This is a genomic window from Aminobacter sp. J44 (genome assembly GCF_007829415.1).
Classification (GTDB): Bacteria; Pseudomonadota; Alphaproteobacteria; order Rhizobiales; family Rhizobiaceae; genus Aerobium.
This window is the reverse complement of the sequence record NZ_VLJG01000078.1, coordinates 13,115-27,244: the sequence shown is the minus strand read 5'-3', so window position 1 is coordinate 27,244 and position 14,130 is coordinate 13,115. Positions and strand designations below refer to the sequence as shown.

At 63.4% G+C, this 14,130-nt stretch carries 13 protein-coding genes and 2 tRNA genes; 14 read left to right on the top strand and 1 reads right to left on the bottom strand.

Annotated elements, in window-relative coordinates; genetic code table 11:
* The first annotated feature begins 120 nt into the window (after positions 1 to 120).
* A complete protein-coding gene (ilvD, locus tag L610_RS18850) occupies positions 121 to 1,956 on the top strand; it encodes a dihydroxy-acid dehydratase (RefSeq protein ID WP_024848020.1) in 1,836 nt (611 codons plus the stop codon).
* Between the two features lie 125 nt (positions 1,957 to 2,081).
* Entirely contained in the window at positions 2,082 to 3,278 is a 1,197-nt protein-coding gene (locus L610_RS20930) for a hybrid nucleoside-diphosphate sugar epimerase/sugar transferase (protein WP_024848021.1), read from the top strand.
* A gap of 141 nt (positions 3,279 to 3,419) precedes the next feature.
* Here the strand turns inward: L610_RS20930 and L610_RS18840 are convergent.
* Positions 3,420 to 3,494 (bottom strand) — tRNA-Thr (locus L610_RS18840).
* A 161-nt stretch (positions 3,495 to 3,655) separates the two neighbouring features.
* Between L610_RS18840 and L610_RS20380 the strand changes: the two genes are divergently transcribed.
* The 12 genes from L610_RS20380 to L610_RS18780 all read left to right on the top strand — a co-directional run bounded on the left by L610_RS20380 (position 3,656) and on the right by L610_RS18780 (position 13,972).
* Complete coding sequence (locus L610_RS20380; protein WP_024849511.1) at positions 3,656 to 3,850, top strand: hypothetical protein; 195 nt, start codon at positions 3,656 to 3,658, stop codon at positions 3,848 to 3,850.
* A gap of 126 nt (positions 3,851 to 3,976) precedes the next feature.
* Positions 3,977 to 5,266 carry a UDP-N-acetylglucosamine 1-carboxyvinyltransferase gene (murA, locus tag L610_RS18830; protein ID WP_144706928.1) on the top strand — a complete coding sequence of 430 codons (1,290 nt, stop codon included), beginning with the start codon at positions 3,977 to 3,979 and terminating at the stop codon, positions 5,264 to 5,266.
* Between the two features lie 108 nt (positions 5,267 to 5,374).
* Positions 5,375 to 5,815, top strand: a complete 441-nt coding sequence (locus L610_RS18825) for a DUF2948 family protein (protein WP_024849509.1) — start codon at positions 5,375 to 5,377, stop codon at positions 5,813 to 5,815.
* Between the two features lie 15 nt (positions 5,816 to 5,830).
* Positions 5,831 to 7,129 carry a histidinol dehydrogenase gene (hisD, locus tag L610_RS18820; RefSeq protein WP_024849508.1) on the top strand — a complete coding sequence of 433 codons (1,299 nt, stop codon included), beginning with the start codon at positions 5,831 to 5,833 and terminating at the stop codon, positions 7,127 to 7,129.
* 3 nt (positions 7,130 to 7,132) lie between these two features.
* Positions 7,133 to 7,615, top strand: coding sequence for a UPF0262 family protein (locus L610_RS18815; protein WP_024849507.1), 483 nt, complete (start codon positions 7,133 to 7,135; stop codon positions 7,613 to 7,615).
* A 2-nt stretch (positions 7,616 to 7,617) separates the two neighbouring features.
* Positions 7,618 to 8,076 carry a low molecular weight phosphatase family protein gene (locus L610_RS18810; RefSeq protein WP_051473338.1) on the top strand — a complete coding sequence of 153 codons (459 nt, stop codon included), beginning with the start codon at positions 7,618 to 7,620 and terminating at the stop codon, positions 8,074 to 8,076.
* A 93-nt stretch (positions 8,077 to 8,169) separates the two neighbouring features.
* Entirely contained in the window at positions 8,170 to 8,388 is a 219-nt protein-coding gene (gene infA / locus L610_RS18805) for a translation initiation factor IF-1 (protein WP_011579535.1), read from the top strand.
* A 36-nt stretch (positions 8,389 to 8,424) separates the two neighbouring features.
* Positions 8,425 to 9,054 carry a Maf-like protein gene (locus L610_RS18800; protein ID WP_024849505.1) on the top strand — a complete coding sequence of 210 codons (630 nt, stop codon included), beginning with the start codon at positions 8,425 to 8,427 and terminating at the stop codon, positions 9,052 to 9,054.
* Between the two features lie 2 nt (positions 9,055 to 9,056).
* The gene (gene yacG / locus L610_RS18795) at positions 9,057 to 9,260 is read left to right on the top strand and encodes a DNA gyrase inhibitor YacG (RefSeq protein WP_034330734.1); all 204 of its coding nucleotides are present in this window, start codon (positions 9,057 to 9,059) and stop codon (positions 9,258 to 9,260) included.
* 159 nt (positions 9,261 to 9,419) lie between these two features.
* Positions 9,420 to 9,495, top strand: a tRNA-Phe gene (locus L610_RS18790).
* Positions 9,496 to 9,764: 269 nt separating this feature from the next.
* Entirely contained in the window at positions 9,765 to 10,889 is a 1,125-nt protein-coding gene (locus L610_RS18785; RefSeq protein ID WP_144706926.1) for an efflux RND transporter periplasmic adaptor subunit, read from the top strand.
* A complete protein-coding gene (locus L610_RS18780) occupies positions 10,886 to 13,972 on the top strand; it encodes an efflux RND transporter permease subunit (RefSeq protein ID WP_024849503.1) in 3,087 nt (1,028 codons plus the stop codon). The genes L610_RS18785 and L610_RS18780 overlap by 4 nt, the downstream gene beginning before the upstream one ends.
* Positions 13,973 to 14,130: the final 158 nt, after the last annotated feature.

Genomic DNA, 14,130 nt, shown 5'->3' with positions numbered 1-14,130 from the left:
CAAATTGGCCCGAGAGATGACGGATAGGGCTGGACATTCTTGTCTTCAAGCCGCATCGAACTCATTTACACGCGATGTTTTGCGCATAAGTGCAGACTGAACTCTAACCCTGGAATTGACATGCCTCCTTATCGCTCCCGCACATCCACACACGGCCGCAACATGGCCGGCGCGCGCGGCCTCTGGCGCGCCACCGGCATGAAGGATGGAGACTTCGGGAAGCCGATTATTGCGGTCGTAAACTCGTTCACCCAGTTCGTGCCGGGTCACGTGCACCTGAAGGACCTCGGCCAGCTCGTCGCGCGCGAGATCGAGGCTGCGGGCGGCGTGGCGAAGGAATTCAACACCATCGCCGTCGACGACGGCATCGCGATGGGCCATGACGGCATGCTCTACTCGCTGCCGTCGCGCGAGATCATCGCCGACTCCGTCGAGTACATGGTCAACGCGCACTGCGCCGACGCGATGGTCTGCATCTCGAACTGCGACAAGATCACGCCCGGCATGCTGAATGCGGCGATGCGCCTCAACATTCCGGTGGTCTTCGTTTCCGGCGGCCCGATGGAAGCCGGCAAGGTCAATGTCCGCGACAAGATCAAGGCCGTCGACCTGATCGACGCGATGGTTGTGGCGGCCGATGACGCCTACACCGACGCAGAGGTGAAGGAATACGAGCAGAACGCCTGCCCGACCTGCGGCTCGTGCTCGGGCATGTTCACCGCCAACTCGATGAACTGCCTCACCGAGGCGCTTGGCCTGTCGCTGCCGGGCAACGGCTCGACGCTGGCGACCCACGCCGACCGCAAGCGCCTGTTCGTCGAGGCCGGCCACCTGATCGTGGACCTGTGCCAGCGCTACTACGAACAGGGCGACGAGAGCGTGCTGCCGCGCTCGATTGCCACCAAGCAGGCATTCGAGAACGCGATGGCGCTCGACATCGCCATGGGCGGCTCGACCAACACGGTGCTGCACATCCTGGCCGCGGCCTATGAGGGCGGCGTCGACTTCACCATGGACGACATCGACCGGCTGTCGCGCAAGGTGCCGGTGCTCTGCAAGGTCGCTCCGGCCGTCGCCGACATCCACATGGAAGACGTGCATCGCGCCGGCGGCATCATGTCGATCCTCGGCCAGCTCGACCGCGCCAACCTTCTCAACCGCGACTGCCCGACCGTCCATTCCTCGACCCTGGGCGACGCAATCGACCGCTGGGACATTTCGCGTACCAATTCGGAAAGCGTGCGCAACTTCTACATGGCGGCTCCCGGCGGCGTGCGCACCACTGAAGCCTTCTCGACCGAAAACCGCTGGAAGGAACTCGACCTCGATCGTCAGTCGGGTGTCATCCGGTCCGCCGACAGCGCCTATTCGAAGGACGGCGGTCTTGCCGTGCTCAAGGGCAACATCGCCCTCGATGGCTGCGTGGTGAAGACGGCAGGCGTTGACGAGTCGATCCTCGTCTTCTCTGGTCCGGCCGTCGTCTACGAGAGCCAGGACGCTGCCGTGAAGGGCATTCTCAGCAACGAGGTCAAGGCGGGCGACGTGGTGGTGATCCGCTACGAAGGTCCGAAGGGCGGCCCCGGCATGCAGGAAATGCTCTACCCCACCAGCTACCTGAAGTCGAAGGGCCTCGGAAAGTCCTGCGCGCTGCTGACCGACGGCCGCTTCTCCGGCGGCACCTCGGGCCTGTCGATCGGCCATGCCTCGCCGGAAGCGGCGCAGGGCGGCGCGATCGGCCTCGTGCGCAATGGCGACATCATCGACATCAACATTCCGGAGCGCACCATCAACCTGCGCGTCTCCGAAGAGGAGCTGGCCGTCCGCCGCGCCGAGCAGGACAAGCTTGGCTGGAAGCCCGCGGCACCGCGCAAGCGCAACGTGACCACCGCGCTCAAGGCCTACGCAGCCTTCGCCGCCAGCGCCGACAAGGGTGCGGTGCGCGTCCTGCCGGAATAAGCGGAAACGCCTGAACATGATGACGCCGCGTCCTTCCGGGGGCGCGGCGTTTTCTTTTGGTGAGGTGCCGGTGCATTGCGTCCAGCCGCGGCCATCGNGAGCCGCATCGGGAGCCGGTTACACGCATGAAAATCGCTGTCACGGGTGCCACCGGATTTGTCGGCCGCGGCCTGGTGCCCCTCCTAGCCCGGCGCGCGGAGCTGCTGCTCGTTGGCCGCGAGCCCGCAAGGGTCGCCGCGCTGTTTCCGGGCATTGCTGCCTGCTCCTATGACGAGATCGCTACCCGCGCGGCCGGCTACGACCTGCTGATCCACCTCGCTACCATCAACAGCGATGCTGTGGCCGACGAGACTACGTTCGAGTGTGTGAATGTCGGCCTGCTGCTCGAAACCGCCGAGGCGGCGCGCAAGGCGGGCGTGGAGCGGTTCGTGAACATTTCCTCCTTCCACGCGCTCGATGCGGGCAACCAGAGCCTTTACGCGCGCAGCAAGCGCAAGGGCGCTGCCCGGCTTGCGCAACTCGAAGGGATCGAGACGCTGACGGTCTATCTCCCCATCGTGCATGCCGATGGCTGGCGCGGCAGGATGGCGTTCATGAACCGGCTGCCGAAGCTGGTTCAGCGGCCGCTCGCCGTCCTTCTCGGTGCGCTCAAGCCGACGGTCGAGGTGACGACGCTCGCGGCCTTCCTGCTCGACCGCGCCGCGACGCACGAGGATCGCGAGGTCGCGATCTCGGAAGGCCAGGAGCGCAATCCGGTCTACAATTTCGTCCGCCGGGCGGTGGATCTTGCCTTCGCGCTCGTCGTCATCGTCTTCTTCTGGTGGGCGCTGCTGATGATCTGGCTCGCAGTGAAGCTGCAGTCGCCGGGTCCCGGCATCTTCGCGCAGCGGCGAATCGGCCGTAACGGCGCCGAGTTCACCTGCTACAAGTTCCGTACCATGCGGCTCGGCACCAAACAGGCCGCGACCAACGAGGTGTCGGCGAGCGCCGTGACGAAGCTCGGCCATTTCCTGCGCCGCACCAAGCTCGACGAGCTGCCGCAGGTCGTCAACATTTTGCGCAACGAGATCAGCCTGATCGGCCCGCGGCCGTGCCTGCCGGTGCAGCGCGACCTGATTGAGGAGCGGCGCAAGCGCGGCGTCCTGCGCCTGAAGCCTGGAATCAGCGGGCTTTCACAGGTCAACGGCATCGACATGAGCGAACCTGTTCGCCTTGCCCGACACGACGCCCGCTACGCGGCGATGCAGTCGCTGCGGCTCGACCTCAAAATCGCGCTTGCCACCGTGCTCGGCAGGGGCGGCGGAGACAGGGTGGGGGGGTAGTTCCCGCATACGATTCGAGGTTCGATATCGTCAGCTCTGGCCGACTGTGGATTTTGCGCGTGAGGCTGTGCCACCGCGCAGCGCGATCGTTTGGTTGCCTGCCGCAGGTGGCCGGAAAGAGTATGATTTTCAAGGAGAAACTGGTGCTGCGAGAGAGGATTGAACTCTCGACCTCTCCCTTACCAAGGGAGTGCTCTACCACTGAGCTACCGCAGCCGGTGTTTGAGTGTGGCGGCCTTCTGCCACAGAGAATCGCGTTGCGCAAGCACCCTTTCGCACCTTTTGTGATTGACCGCACACTTTGTGCAAAAAGCGCGATCTGCTATAGGCTCGCGTCGCCAGAACGACACAATTGATCCCTAGCGGAGACCCCGGTTTTGACCTCCCAAGACGATCAGAAGCGCAAGCAGGCGAGTCAAAAGGATGAGCGGCGCAAGCGGCTCGCAGAGCAGTTGCGTGCGAATCTCATGCGCCGCAAGGCTCAGGCCCGGTCCCGGCGGGTAGGTGAAGCTGATTCGCGGCCTGACGGGCTGCTGCAGGAGAATGAGGGCGCCGAGCGGAGCAACGGATGAGGGCTCCGGCGCGGGCGGGAAGCGTCATTCTTCCGCTAATTTGTTGAACGCGGCTGCCAGGACGGATAGAGCGTCCGGCTCCAACCACGAAACGCCGGGGCCTCGCGCCGGCAGAGGGGATGACCCATGGATCGCATCAGGATTGTTGGCGGGAATGAGCTGAATGGCAGCATCCCGATCTCGGGCGCGAAGAACGCAGCGCTGCCGCTGATGATCGCCTCGCTCCTGACGAAGGACACGCTGACGCTCGAAAACGTGCCGCACCTGGCCGACGTCGAGCAGCTGACGCGCATCCTGGGCAATCACGGCGCGGATTTCTCGGTCAATGGCCGCCGCGAGGCGCAGAGCGCCGGCTATTCGCGCACGGTGAATTTCACGGCGAAGAATATCGTCGACACGACTGCTCCCTATGAGCTGGTGTCGAAGATGCGCGCCTCCTTCTGGGTGATCGGGCCGCTGCTCGCCCGCATGGGCGAGGCGAATGTGTCGCTGCCGGGCGGCTGCGCGATCGGCACGCGCCCTGTCGACCTCTTCATCGAGGGTCTCGCCGCGCTGGGCGCCGAGATCGAGATCGAGCAAGGCTATGTACGTGCCCGCGCTCCTAAGGGGCTGATCAGCGCGCGCTATGCTTTCCCGAAGGTGTCTGTCGGTGCGACCCACGTGCTGATGATGGCTGCGAGCCTCGCGCAGGGCCAGACGATCCTCGAGAACGCCGCCCGCGAGCCGGAAGTCGTCAATCTCGCCGAGTGCCTCAACGCGATGGGCGCGAAGATTTACGGGGCAGGGACCTCGACCATCACCATCGATGGCGTCACCTCGCTGTCGGGCGCGACTCACCAGGTGATCCCGGACCGAATCGAGACCGGCACCTATGCGATGGCCGTTGCCATGACCGGCGGCGACGTCGTGCTGGAAGGCGCGCGGGCGGATCTGCTTGAAAGCGCGCTGGAAGCAATCGCCGCGACGGGCACCGAGATCACCGAGCTCAACTCCGGCATCCGCGTGCGCCGCAATGGCTCCGGCATTGAGCCGGTCGACATCACGACCGCGCCGTTCCCCGGCTTCCCGACCGACCTGCAGGCGCAGTTCATGGGCCTGATGACAAAGGCCAAGGGCCGCTCGCACATCACCGAGACGATCTTCGAGAACCGCTTCATGCACGTGCAGGAGCTGGCGCGCCTTGGCGCGAAGATCACGCTGTCAGGCCAGACCGCGATCGTCGATGGCGTCGATCGCCTCAAGGGCGCGCCGGTGATGGCGACCGACCTGCGCGCATCCGTGTCGCTGGTCATTGCCGGCCTTGCCGCCGAGGGCGAGACGATCGTCAACCGCGTCTATCACCTCGACCGCGGCTTCGAGCGGCTGGAGGAGAAGCTTTCGGGCTGCGGAGCGATCATCGAGCGCCTCAGCTCCTGATTTTTCCGCCGGTTGCGGCTACTGACGGCTCGTGCTGGTGTTGCGCTGTCGTTGAAGACAGCCTAACACCGGAATAGTCCCGCGCAGCCATCCGGATAGCTTTGCACCATGTCTCAACTGAAGCTTGTTGCTCTAGACAATCAGGATCTCGAGATCATCTCGGCGCACGTGCAAGATGCCGTGCTCAAGGTTGCCGATCTGAGCTACACCGCGAGTGAAAAGCGCTTCATTGTTCCGATGAACCGTTTTGCTTGGGAGGCCGGCAAGCGCGGCCTTTTCTTCAAGCGCAACGAACGCCGCCAGGCGGTGATGCACTTCGAGGGGGTCCGTGCCGTCAAGAGCACTGGCTTTTCCCGCGCCAAGGGCGACGAGGTGCTGTCGCTGCTTGCCATCCGTTTCGAGCCCGGTCCGGAAGCTCCGGCCGGCGTCATCGAATTGACCTTCTCCGGCGAGGCGGCCATACGCCTCGACGTCGACTATATTGAAGCCCGCATGGCGGACCTCGGCGGCGCCTGGGAGGCGCTGTCGCGCCCGCAACACAAGGGCTGAACAGGAACTCCGCGAATGCCGCTTCGTCTCGATTTTTCCGAACCCGACTTCGAAACCAGGTTTGCCGCCTTCCTCGCCACCAAGCGCGAGGTGTCGGAGGATGTCGACGTCATCGTGCGCGACATCATCGAGCGCGTGCGCGCCGAGGGCGACAAGGCGCTGATCGACTATACGAAGAAGTTCGACCGGCTGGACCTGTCCGAGATTGGCATCCGGGTGACGGAGGAAGAGGTCGAGGCCGCGGCGGCATCGATCGACGAGGAGACGCGCCAGGCGCTCGAGCTAGCGCACAAGCGCATCTGGGCGCACCATGCCCGGCAGATGCCGGCGGATGACCGCTATGTCGACCCGATCGGCGTCGAGCTCGGCTCGCGCTGGACGGCGGTCGAGTCGGTGGGCCTTTATGTTCCGGGCGGCACTGCGAGCTATCCGAGCTCGGTGCTGATGAACGCGGTGCCGGCCAAGGTGGCTGGCGTCGAGCGGCTGGTGATGGTGGTGCCGTCACCGGATGGCGTGCTGAACCCGCTGGTTCTGGCGGCGGCGAAGCTCGCCGGCGTTTCGGAAATCTATCGCGTCGGCGGCGCGCAGGCTGTCGCGGCTCTCGCCTATGGTACGGAGACGATTGCGCCGGTCGCGAAGATCGTCGGCCCGGGGAACGCCTTCGTCGCGGCTGCCAAGCGCCGCGTGTTCGGCACCGTTGGCATCGACATGATTGCTGGCCCGTCGGAGGTGCTGGTGATTGCGGATGGCTCGAATGATCCGGCCTGGATCGCCTCGGACCTCATCGCGCAGGCCGAGCACGACACGGCGGCCCAGTCGATCCTGATTACCAATGACGCAGCCTTCGCCAGTGCGGTTGAGAAGGAAGTTGCCCGGCAGATCTCGATTCTCCCGCGCGGCGAGACGGCAGCGCAGAGCTGGCGCGACTATGGCGCGATCATCCTGGTTCCGGATCTCGACGCCGCGGTGCCGCTCGCAAACCGCATCGCCGCCGAGCATCTCGAACTCGCCTTCGACGAGGCTGAAGACTACCTGCCGAAGATCCGCAATGCAGGCGCGATTTTCATTGGCCGTTACACGCCGGAAGTGATCGGCGACTATGTCGGCGGCACCAATCACGTTCTGCCGACCGCGCGTTCGGCTCGCTTCTCGTCGGGCCTCACCGTGCTCGAGTTCGTCAAGCGCACGTCGCTCCTGAAGCTTGGCCCGGACCAGCTGCGACAGATCGGTCCGGCTGCGATCACGCTTGCCAAGGCGGAGAATCTTGGCGGCCACGCGGCGTCGGTCGCGATCAGGCTCAACCCCGAAGGATGACCCATGAGCTGCGACCCCCGCAATGCGAGGCTGGTCGATGTGGAGCTGGACGAATCGATCGGGCGCTCCACACCCGACGTCGAGCATGAGCGGGCGGTCGCTATCTTCGATCTGATCGAAGACAATTCCTTCAGACCCGCCGGCGATTCCGGTAACGGGCCCTACAAGCTGAAGCTTTCGCTGGTCAGCGCAAAGCTCGTCTTCTCCGTGTCCCGCGAGAATGGCGAGCCGGTTGTCACGCATATCTTGTCGCTGACGCCGTTCCGGCGCGTGGTGAAGGACTATTTCCTGATTTGCGAAAGCTACTACGAGGCAATCCGCTCCTCGACGCCGTCGCAGATTGAGGCGATCGACATGGGCAGGCGCGGCCTGCACAACGAAGGTTCCCAGACCCTGATGGATCGCCTTAAGGGCAAGATCGAGGTCGACTTCAATACGGCCCGGCGTCTGTTCACGCTGGTGTGCGTGCTGCATTGGCGGGGTTAAACATGGAGGGTGAGGCAGTGCTTCCCCGCTCCCTCCTGTTCTTGTGCGGCATGAACGCTATTCGTTCGCCAATGGCGGAGGTGCTTGCGCGAGAGGTCCTGCCGCAGGGCGTGTTCATCGCTTCTGCCGGGGTGAGGGCAGGGCAGCGCGATCCGTTCGTGGACGCGGTGCTGGCGGAGAAGGGGCTTTCGCTTGGCGAGCGCCAGCCGCAGCGGCTCGATGACATGGAAGACGATTATTTCGAAATGATCGTCACGCTTTCCCCGCAGGCGCATCATGCCGCGCTTGAACTGACCCGGTCCATGGCGGTAGAAGTCGAGTACTGGCCGACGGCCGATCCATCGACTGCCACGGGCACGCGGGACCGGATCATGGAAGCCTACCGCGACGTCCGCGACCGGCTCGAGGCGCGAATTCGCGAAAGGTTCGCCAGGACGGGCAGGGAACCGCCCGGCAATTAAGCGTGTTCACAAATCGGGCGCGATCGTATAGGTTCCGCGCAAAATTTAGGCTGGCCGCGCGCCGGCCCAATCGTTCCAACATAAAGGTATCGGATGCCGAAGGAAGAAGTACTCGAGTTTCCGGGCGTGGTCACTGAATTGCTGCCGAATGCGATGTTCAGGGTCAAACTCGAAAATGATCACGAAATCATTGCCCACACCGCCGGCCGCATGCGCAAGAATCGCATTCGCGTTCTGACCGGAGACAAGGTGCTGGTCGAGATGACCCCGTACGACCTGACGAAGGGTCGTATCACCTACCGCTTCAAGTAGCTCCGCTACCCCTCCCGCAAGTCGACGGGGCCTGCAATGACCGTACCCCAGAAGCTGGTGTTGGCGAGCGCGTCGCCGCGAAGGATCGAGCTTCTTCAGCAGGCCGGCATCGAGCCCGATCGGCTGCTTCCCGCCGAACTCGACGAAACGCCGCTGCGCGCGGAGCATCCGCGCTCGCTGGCAAAGCGACTCAGCCGCTCCAAGGCCGAGACAGCGCTGGAGATGCTGCAGAAGGAAGGCGCGCCGACGGACGCCTTCATCCTCGCTGCCGATACCGTCGTTTCGGTCGGCCGGCGCATCCTGCCGAAGGCCGAGGTCAGCGACGAGGCAGCCTATTGCCTTCGCCTGCTGTCAGGCCGTTCGCACCGCGTCTATACTGGCGTGTGCATGATCAATCCGGCAGGCAAGGTGCGCCAGCGACTCGTAGAGACGCGCGTGCGCTTCAAGCGTCTCTCTTCAGAAGAGCTCGAAGCCTACCTCGCTTCCGGGGAATGGCGCGGCAAGGCCGGCGGTTATGCCGTGCAGGGGCTAGCCGGCAGCTTCGTCGTCAAGATCGTCGGCTCGTACACCAACATCGTCGGCTTGCCGCTGCAGGAGACGATCGGCTTGCTGGCCGCCGACGGCTATAAGGTGCTGGCAAACTGGCGCGCCGGCGCAAAGGTTTAAAGATGACTGGCGATTCCAATTTGGAGAAGGTCACTCCGCTGCGTCCGCGGCGGAAGTGTCCCGAATGCGGGAAGCCGGCGACTCGCGCCGACTACCCGTTTTGCTCTCCCCGCTGCAAGGATATCGACCTGAACCGGTGGCTCACCGGGTCTTACGTCATTCCTGCAACCGAGGAAGACAGCGGCTCGGAGGACGAGCAGGGCTGAGTTTTCCCCAGTTTTGCGCCGTTTTCAGCCTTTTGAAAAAATAGCTGAAAAAGTCCGCTCAAGGCGCTGGACAGTCGAAAAACTCATGCTATAACCCACGCGTTTTCGGCGGTCAGCCAACACCGCCGAAGCGGGAAACTCCAAGAGTTTCCGAAGGATGCCCAGATAGCTCAGTTGGTAGAGCATGCGACTGAAAATCGCAGTGTCGGCGGTTCAAATCCGTCTCTGGGCACCATCTCTCCATCCCTCTTTCGAAACGATAGAGCGCCTCTTGTGCTGATGCTTCGCTCAGGCTTGTGCTGTGCGGAACGATCAGGGCTTGCCCTCATCCTCTTCTTCAGGGATTTTGAACCTTCTGGCGAAAGGTGAGCCTAGTCCTGTGGGTTACGGTTGACTTAATCGCGCAGAGGGTACACGACGCGCTACCTACTCGCGCAGGCAGAAAACGAGCAGTTTCGCCCCTTTGCGCGCCCAGACTGACGAAACCAGCGAGCGTCACCACTTATGATCAAACGCTTAGTCATCGCGATCATTCTCCTTGCAGCCCTTGTCGGCGGCCTCGTCGGATTCAACAGATTCCGCGATCAGGCGATCGAGAACTTCTTTGCCAATATGCCTGTTGCCGTCGTGACTGTCTCCACTGTCGAGGCCAAGGCCGACAAGTGGAGCCCGGTCATCGAGGCAATCGGTACCATCCGCGCCAGCCGCGGCGTCGACCTGACGGTTGAGGCGACCGGTATCGTCACGGAGATCAACTTCCGCGCCAACCAGAAGGTCAAGCGCGGCGATGTTCTCGTCCAGCTCGACGATTCGATTCAGCGCGCGGACCTTGCGGCCGCGAAGGCGCAGGCGAATCTCGACCGCCAGACGCTGACTCGTGCCGTTGAACTGCGTGATCGGCAGGTTGGCTCGAACTCGGCACTGCAAGCAGCGGAAGCTGCAGCCGAAGCTTCGGCTGCACAGGTTGACCGTCTTGAAGCTGCGCTGCGCCAGAAGCAGCTGCGCGCGCCGTTCGATGGCACCATAGGTATCCCGCGCATCAATGAGGGCGAGTATCTGACGCCGGGCGTTTCGGTGGCGACGCTGCAGGACCTCGACCGTATGTATGCCGACTTCACCGTGCCTGAGCAGCTGCTCAGCCAGCTGTCGATCGGCCAGAAGGTTCGGGTTACCGTTGAGGGCGCGGAAGGCTCGTTCGACGGTGAAATCATCGGTATCGATCCGAAGGTTGATCCGTCCAGCCGACTGGTTTCGGTCCGCGCGGAGGTCGTCAACACCGACAGCAAGCTGACCCCGGGCCAGTTCGCGCATCTCAACGTGATCCAGCCGGACGAGGATAACGTCATCTCGCTGCCACAGACCGCGCTCGTGACCAGCCTCTACGGCGATTACGTCTATGTCGTACGCAAGCTGGAAGGCGAAGAGGAGAAGCTCGAGGCGCGTCAGGTGTTCGTGCAGATCGGCCGCCGCTCGGGCGACCGCGCGGAGATCCGCGAGGGCGTCAACGAGGGCGACATCATCGTGACTGCCGGCCAGAACCGCCTGAACAACGGTTCGATCGTCAAGATCGACAACACCCTCAACCCCGCCGACGGCCTGGCTAAAGCGGAGCAGGCGACGCAGCAATGAGTTTCTCAAGCATCTTCATCCGAAGGCCGGTTCTATCGACCGTTCTTGCGTTCCTGATCCTGCTCCTGGGGTTCCAGGGGCTCTTCAATCTGCAGGTGCGCGAGTATCCGGAGGTCGAGGAAACCGTCGTGACCATCACGACGGTCTATCCGGGCGCGAGCGCCGACCTCATCCAGGGCTTCATCACCGCGCCGATCTCGGCCGCGGTGGCGACCACAGAGAACGTTGACTACGTCACCTCGCAGAGCCGTCCGTCGGCGAGCGTAGTGACGGTGCAGATGCGTCTCGGCGCGGACCCCGACGTTGCGCTGACGGAAGTCATGTCGAAGGTGCAGCAGGTGCGCAGCCAGCTGCCCTCGGACGCCGAGGACCCGACGATCGTCAAGGGTACCGGTATGCAGTTCGCGATCATGTACCTTGCGGTGCAGAACCCGAACATGACGTCCGAGCAGGTGACCGAGTACCTCGAGCGTGTGATCCGCCCACGCATGTCGACCATTCCGGGTGTGGCCGAAGTCCAGATCATGGGCGCGGCGAACTACTCGATGCGCGTTTGGATCGATCCGATCAAGCTCGCGGCGCGCGGCCTGACCGCAGCCGAAGTTATGTCGGCCATCAACGCGGCGAACTTCCTGGCCGCACCGGGCAAGACCCGCAACGACTATGTCGCCTATGCCATCACCATGCAGTCGACGCTGCAGACGCCTGAGGCGTTTGGCGCGTTGCCGTTGAAGGCGAATGGCGCGGATGTCGTGCGCCTGCGTGACATTGCCGAAATCGAGCTTGCCGCGGAAAGCACCGACACGATCGTCAACTTCAACGGCCAGCCGGGTACCTTCCTTGGCATCTTCCCGACGCCGGGTGCCAACCCGCTCGATACCGCTCAGGCGGTGATCGATGAGCTGCCGTCGATTCGAACCAGCCTGCCGGACGGCATGACGCTGACGCTGGTCTACGACTCGACCGAGTCGATCAGCGCCTCGATCGAGGAGGTGTTCAAGACGATCGGCGAGGCGGTTGTCATCGTCATCGTGATCATCCTGCTCTTCCTAGGCTCCTTCCGCTCGGTGCTGATGCCGATCGTCACGATCCCGCTGTCGCTCATCGGCGTCTGCTTCATCCTGTTCGTGCTCGGCTATTCGATCAACCTGCTGTCGCTGCTGGCGATGGTGCTGGCGATCGGTCTCGTCGTCGACGACGCGATCGTGGTGGTGGAAAACATCCATCGCCATATCGAGGAGGGATTGAGCCCGAAGCAGGCCGCGTTCACCGGCATGCGGGAGATTACAGGACCTGTCATTGCGATGACCATCACGCTGGCTGCCGTGTTTGCGCCGCTCGCCTTCACTGGCGGCCTGACCGGCTCGCTGTTCCGCGAGTTCGCGATGACGCTGGCTGGCGCTGTCGTCATCTCCGGTCTCGTCGCGCTGACGATCACGCCGATGATGTCGGCTCGCATTCTCAAGCAGGGCGGTCACAGCCGCTTCCAGCAGATCGTCGACAACACTTTCGAGCGCATCTCCAACCGCTATGAGCGGCTGGTCGCCGGCTCGCTGAAGTATCGTCCAATAACGCTGCTGATGGTGGTGGTCCTCGTTGCTCTGACAGGCTTCCTGTTCATGAAGACCTCTTCGGAGCTGGCGCCCGAGGAAGACAACGGCGCGCTGTTCTCGCTGATCACCGCGCCGCCTTACGCGACGGTGGACTACACCAAGGCCTACATCGACCAGATGCGCGACCTGACGAAGGATCTTCCTGAGCTCGACGCCAACTTCTCGATCGCGGGCTTTGGCGGCTCGACGAACTCGGGCATCGCCGTCTGGGCGCTCAAGGACTGGGCGGAGCGCGAGCGCTCGCAGAAGGAGATCCAGCAGGACATCCAGGGACGCCTCAGCAGCGTCGCTGGCATCGAGGCGCTTGTTTTCGCGCCTCCGTCGCTGCCGGGTGCCGGCGGCGGCCTGCCGATCTCCGTGGTGATCCAGTCGACCGGCGATGCCAGCCGTGTCTACGAGGTCGCCGAGCAGATCCGCCAGAAAGCGCAGCAAAGCGGCCGCTTCATCGTTGTGCAGAACTCGTTGAAGTACAATGCGCAGCAGGTCGTCGTCACCGTCGACCGCGAGCGTGCGGCGGCGCTGAACCTGCCGGTGCGCGAGATCGGCTCGACGCTGAGCCTGCTGGTCGGTGGCGGTGCGATCGCGCAGTTCGACCGCGACTCGAACTCTTATGACATCATCATGCAGGTGCCGCAGGAGTATCGCGAGAATCCGGAGCGCCTCGGCGACTTCTTCGTTCGCAGCGTGACGGGCGAGATGGTGCCGCTGTCGGCGGTGGTGAAGATCAACACCGGCGTTACGGCTGCGGCGATCGAGCAGTTCAACCAGCTCAACTCGGCGACGATCTCGGCCCTGCCGATGCCTGGTGTGACGACGGGTGATGGCCTCAAGGTGATCGAGGACATTGCGCGCCCGCTGCTGCCGGATGGCTTCTTCATCGACTATTCCGGCCAGTCGCGCCTCGAGATCCAGCAGGGCAACACGATCCTGATCGCGTTCGCGCTCGCTGTCGTGGTGATCTACTTGGTGCTGTCGGCGCAGTTCGAAAGCTTCCGCGATCCGCTCATCATCATGATGGCGGTGCCGCTTTCGATCTTCGGCGCGGTGGTCCCGCTAAATCTCGGCCTCGGCACGCTCAACATCTACACGGAGGTCGGCCTCATTACCCTTGTCGGCCTGATCACCAAGCACGGCATCCTGATGGTGGAGTTCGCCAATCAGCAGCGTGAGGAGCACGGCTATGACCGCTTCCAGGCGATCGTCGCCTCGGCCAAGGTCCGCCTGCGTCCGATCCTGATGACAACGGCAGCGATGTCGCTGGGCGTTATCCCGCTGATCATCGCGTCCGGTGCCGGTGCAGCGGCTCGTTACTCGATGGGCCTGGTGATCTTCACCGGCGTGATCATCGGCACGGTGTTCACGCTGTTCGTGGTGCCGATGTTCTACACTTTCATCTCCCGCAAGGAGCTGGTGCATCAGGAGCACGAGGCACCGGTGAAGCCGAAGGAGCCGGTCGCGGAAAGCGTCTGAGGCTCAGGGCAGGAACCAGCAGAAGCCCCCGGTCACTGGCCGGGGGCTTTTTCTTTGGGCTGAAAAAACCGACGCGGGCAAAACGCGAGCGCTTGCCGTCGAGCCGTCAGGAAGTTGGGGAAGGAGCCGCAGGGCAAAAAAAAGGCCTGCCGAGGGAG

Excerpts from the sequence above, each read along its gene's own strand:
- ilvD (WP_024848020.1), top strand. The coding sequence starts at position 121 with ATGCCTCCTTATCGCTCCCGCACATCCACACACGGCCGCAACATGGCC.
- L610_RS20930 (WP_024848021.1), top strand. The coding sequence starts at position 2,082 with ATGAAAATCGCTGTCACGGGTGCCACCGGATTTGTCGGCCGCGGCCTG.
- murA (WP_144706928.1), top strand. The coding sequence starts at position 3,977 with ATGGATCGCATCAGGATTGTTGGCGGGAATGAGCTGAATGGCAGCATC.
- L610_RS18825 (WP_024849509.1), top strand. The coding sequence starts at position 5,375 with ATGTCTCAACTGAAGCTTGTTGCTCTAGACAATCAGGATCTCGAGATC.
- hisD (WP_024849508.1), top strand. The coding sequence starts at position 5,831 with ATGCCGCTTCGTCTCGATTTTTCCGAACCCGACTTCGAAACCAGGTTT.
- L610_RS18815 (WP_024849507.1), top strand. The coding sequence starts at position 7,133 with ATGAGCTGCGACCCCCGCAATGCGAGGCTGGTCGATGTGGAGCTGGAC.
- L610_RS18810 (WP_051473338.1), top strand. The coding sequence starts at position 7,618 with ATGGAGGGTGAGGCAGTGCTTCCCCGCTCCCTCCTGTTCTTGTGCGGC.
- infA (WP_011579535.1), top strand. The coding sequence starts at position 8,170 with ATGCCGAAGGAAGAAGTACTCGAGTTTCCGGGCGTGGTCACTGAATTG.
- L610_RS18800 (WP_024849505.1), top strand. The coding sequence starts at position 8,425 with ATGACCGTACCCCAGAAGCTGGTGTTGGCGAGCGCGTCGCCGCGAAGG.
- yacG (WP_034330734.1), top strand. The coding sequence starts at position 9,057 with ATGACTGGCGATTCCAATTTGGAGAAGGTCACTCCGCTGCGTCCGCGG.
- L610_RS18785 (WP_144706926.1), top strand. The coding sequence starts at position 9,765 with ATGATCAAACGCTTAGTCATCGCGATCATTCTCCTTGCAGCCCTTGTC.
- L610_RS18780 (WP_024849503.1), top strand. The coding sequence starts at position 10,886 with ATGAGTTTCTCAAGCATCTTCATCCGAAGGCCGGTTCTATCGACCGTT.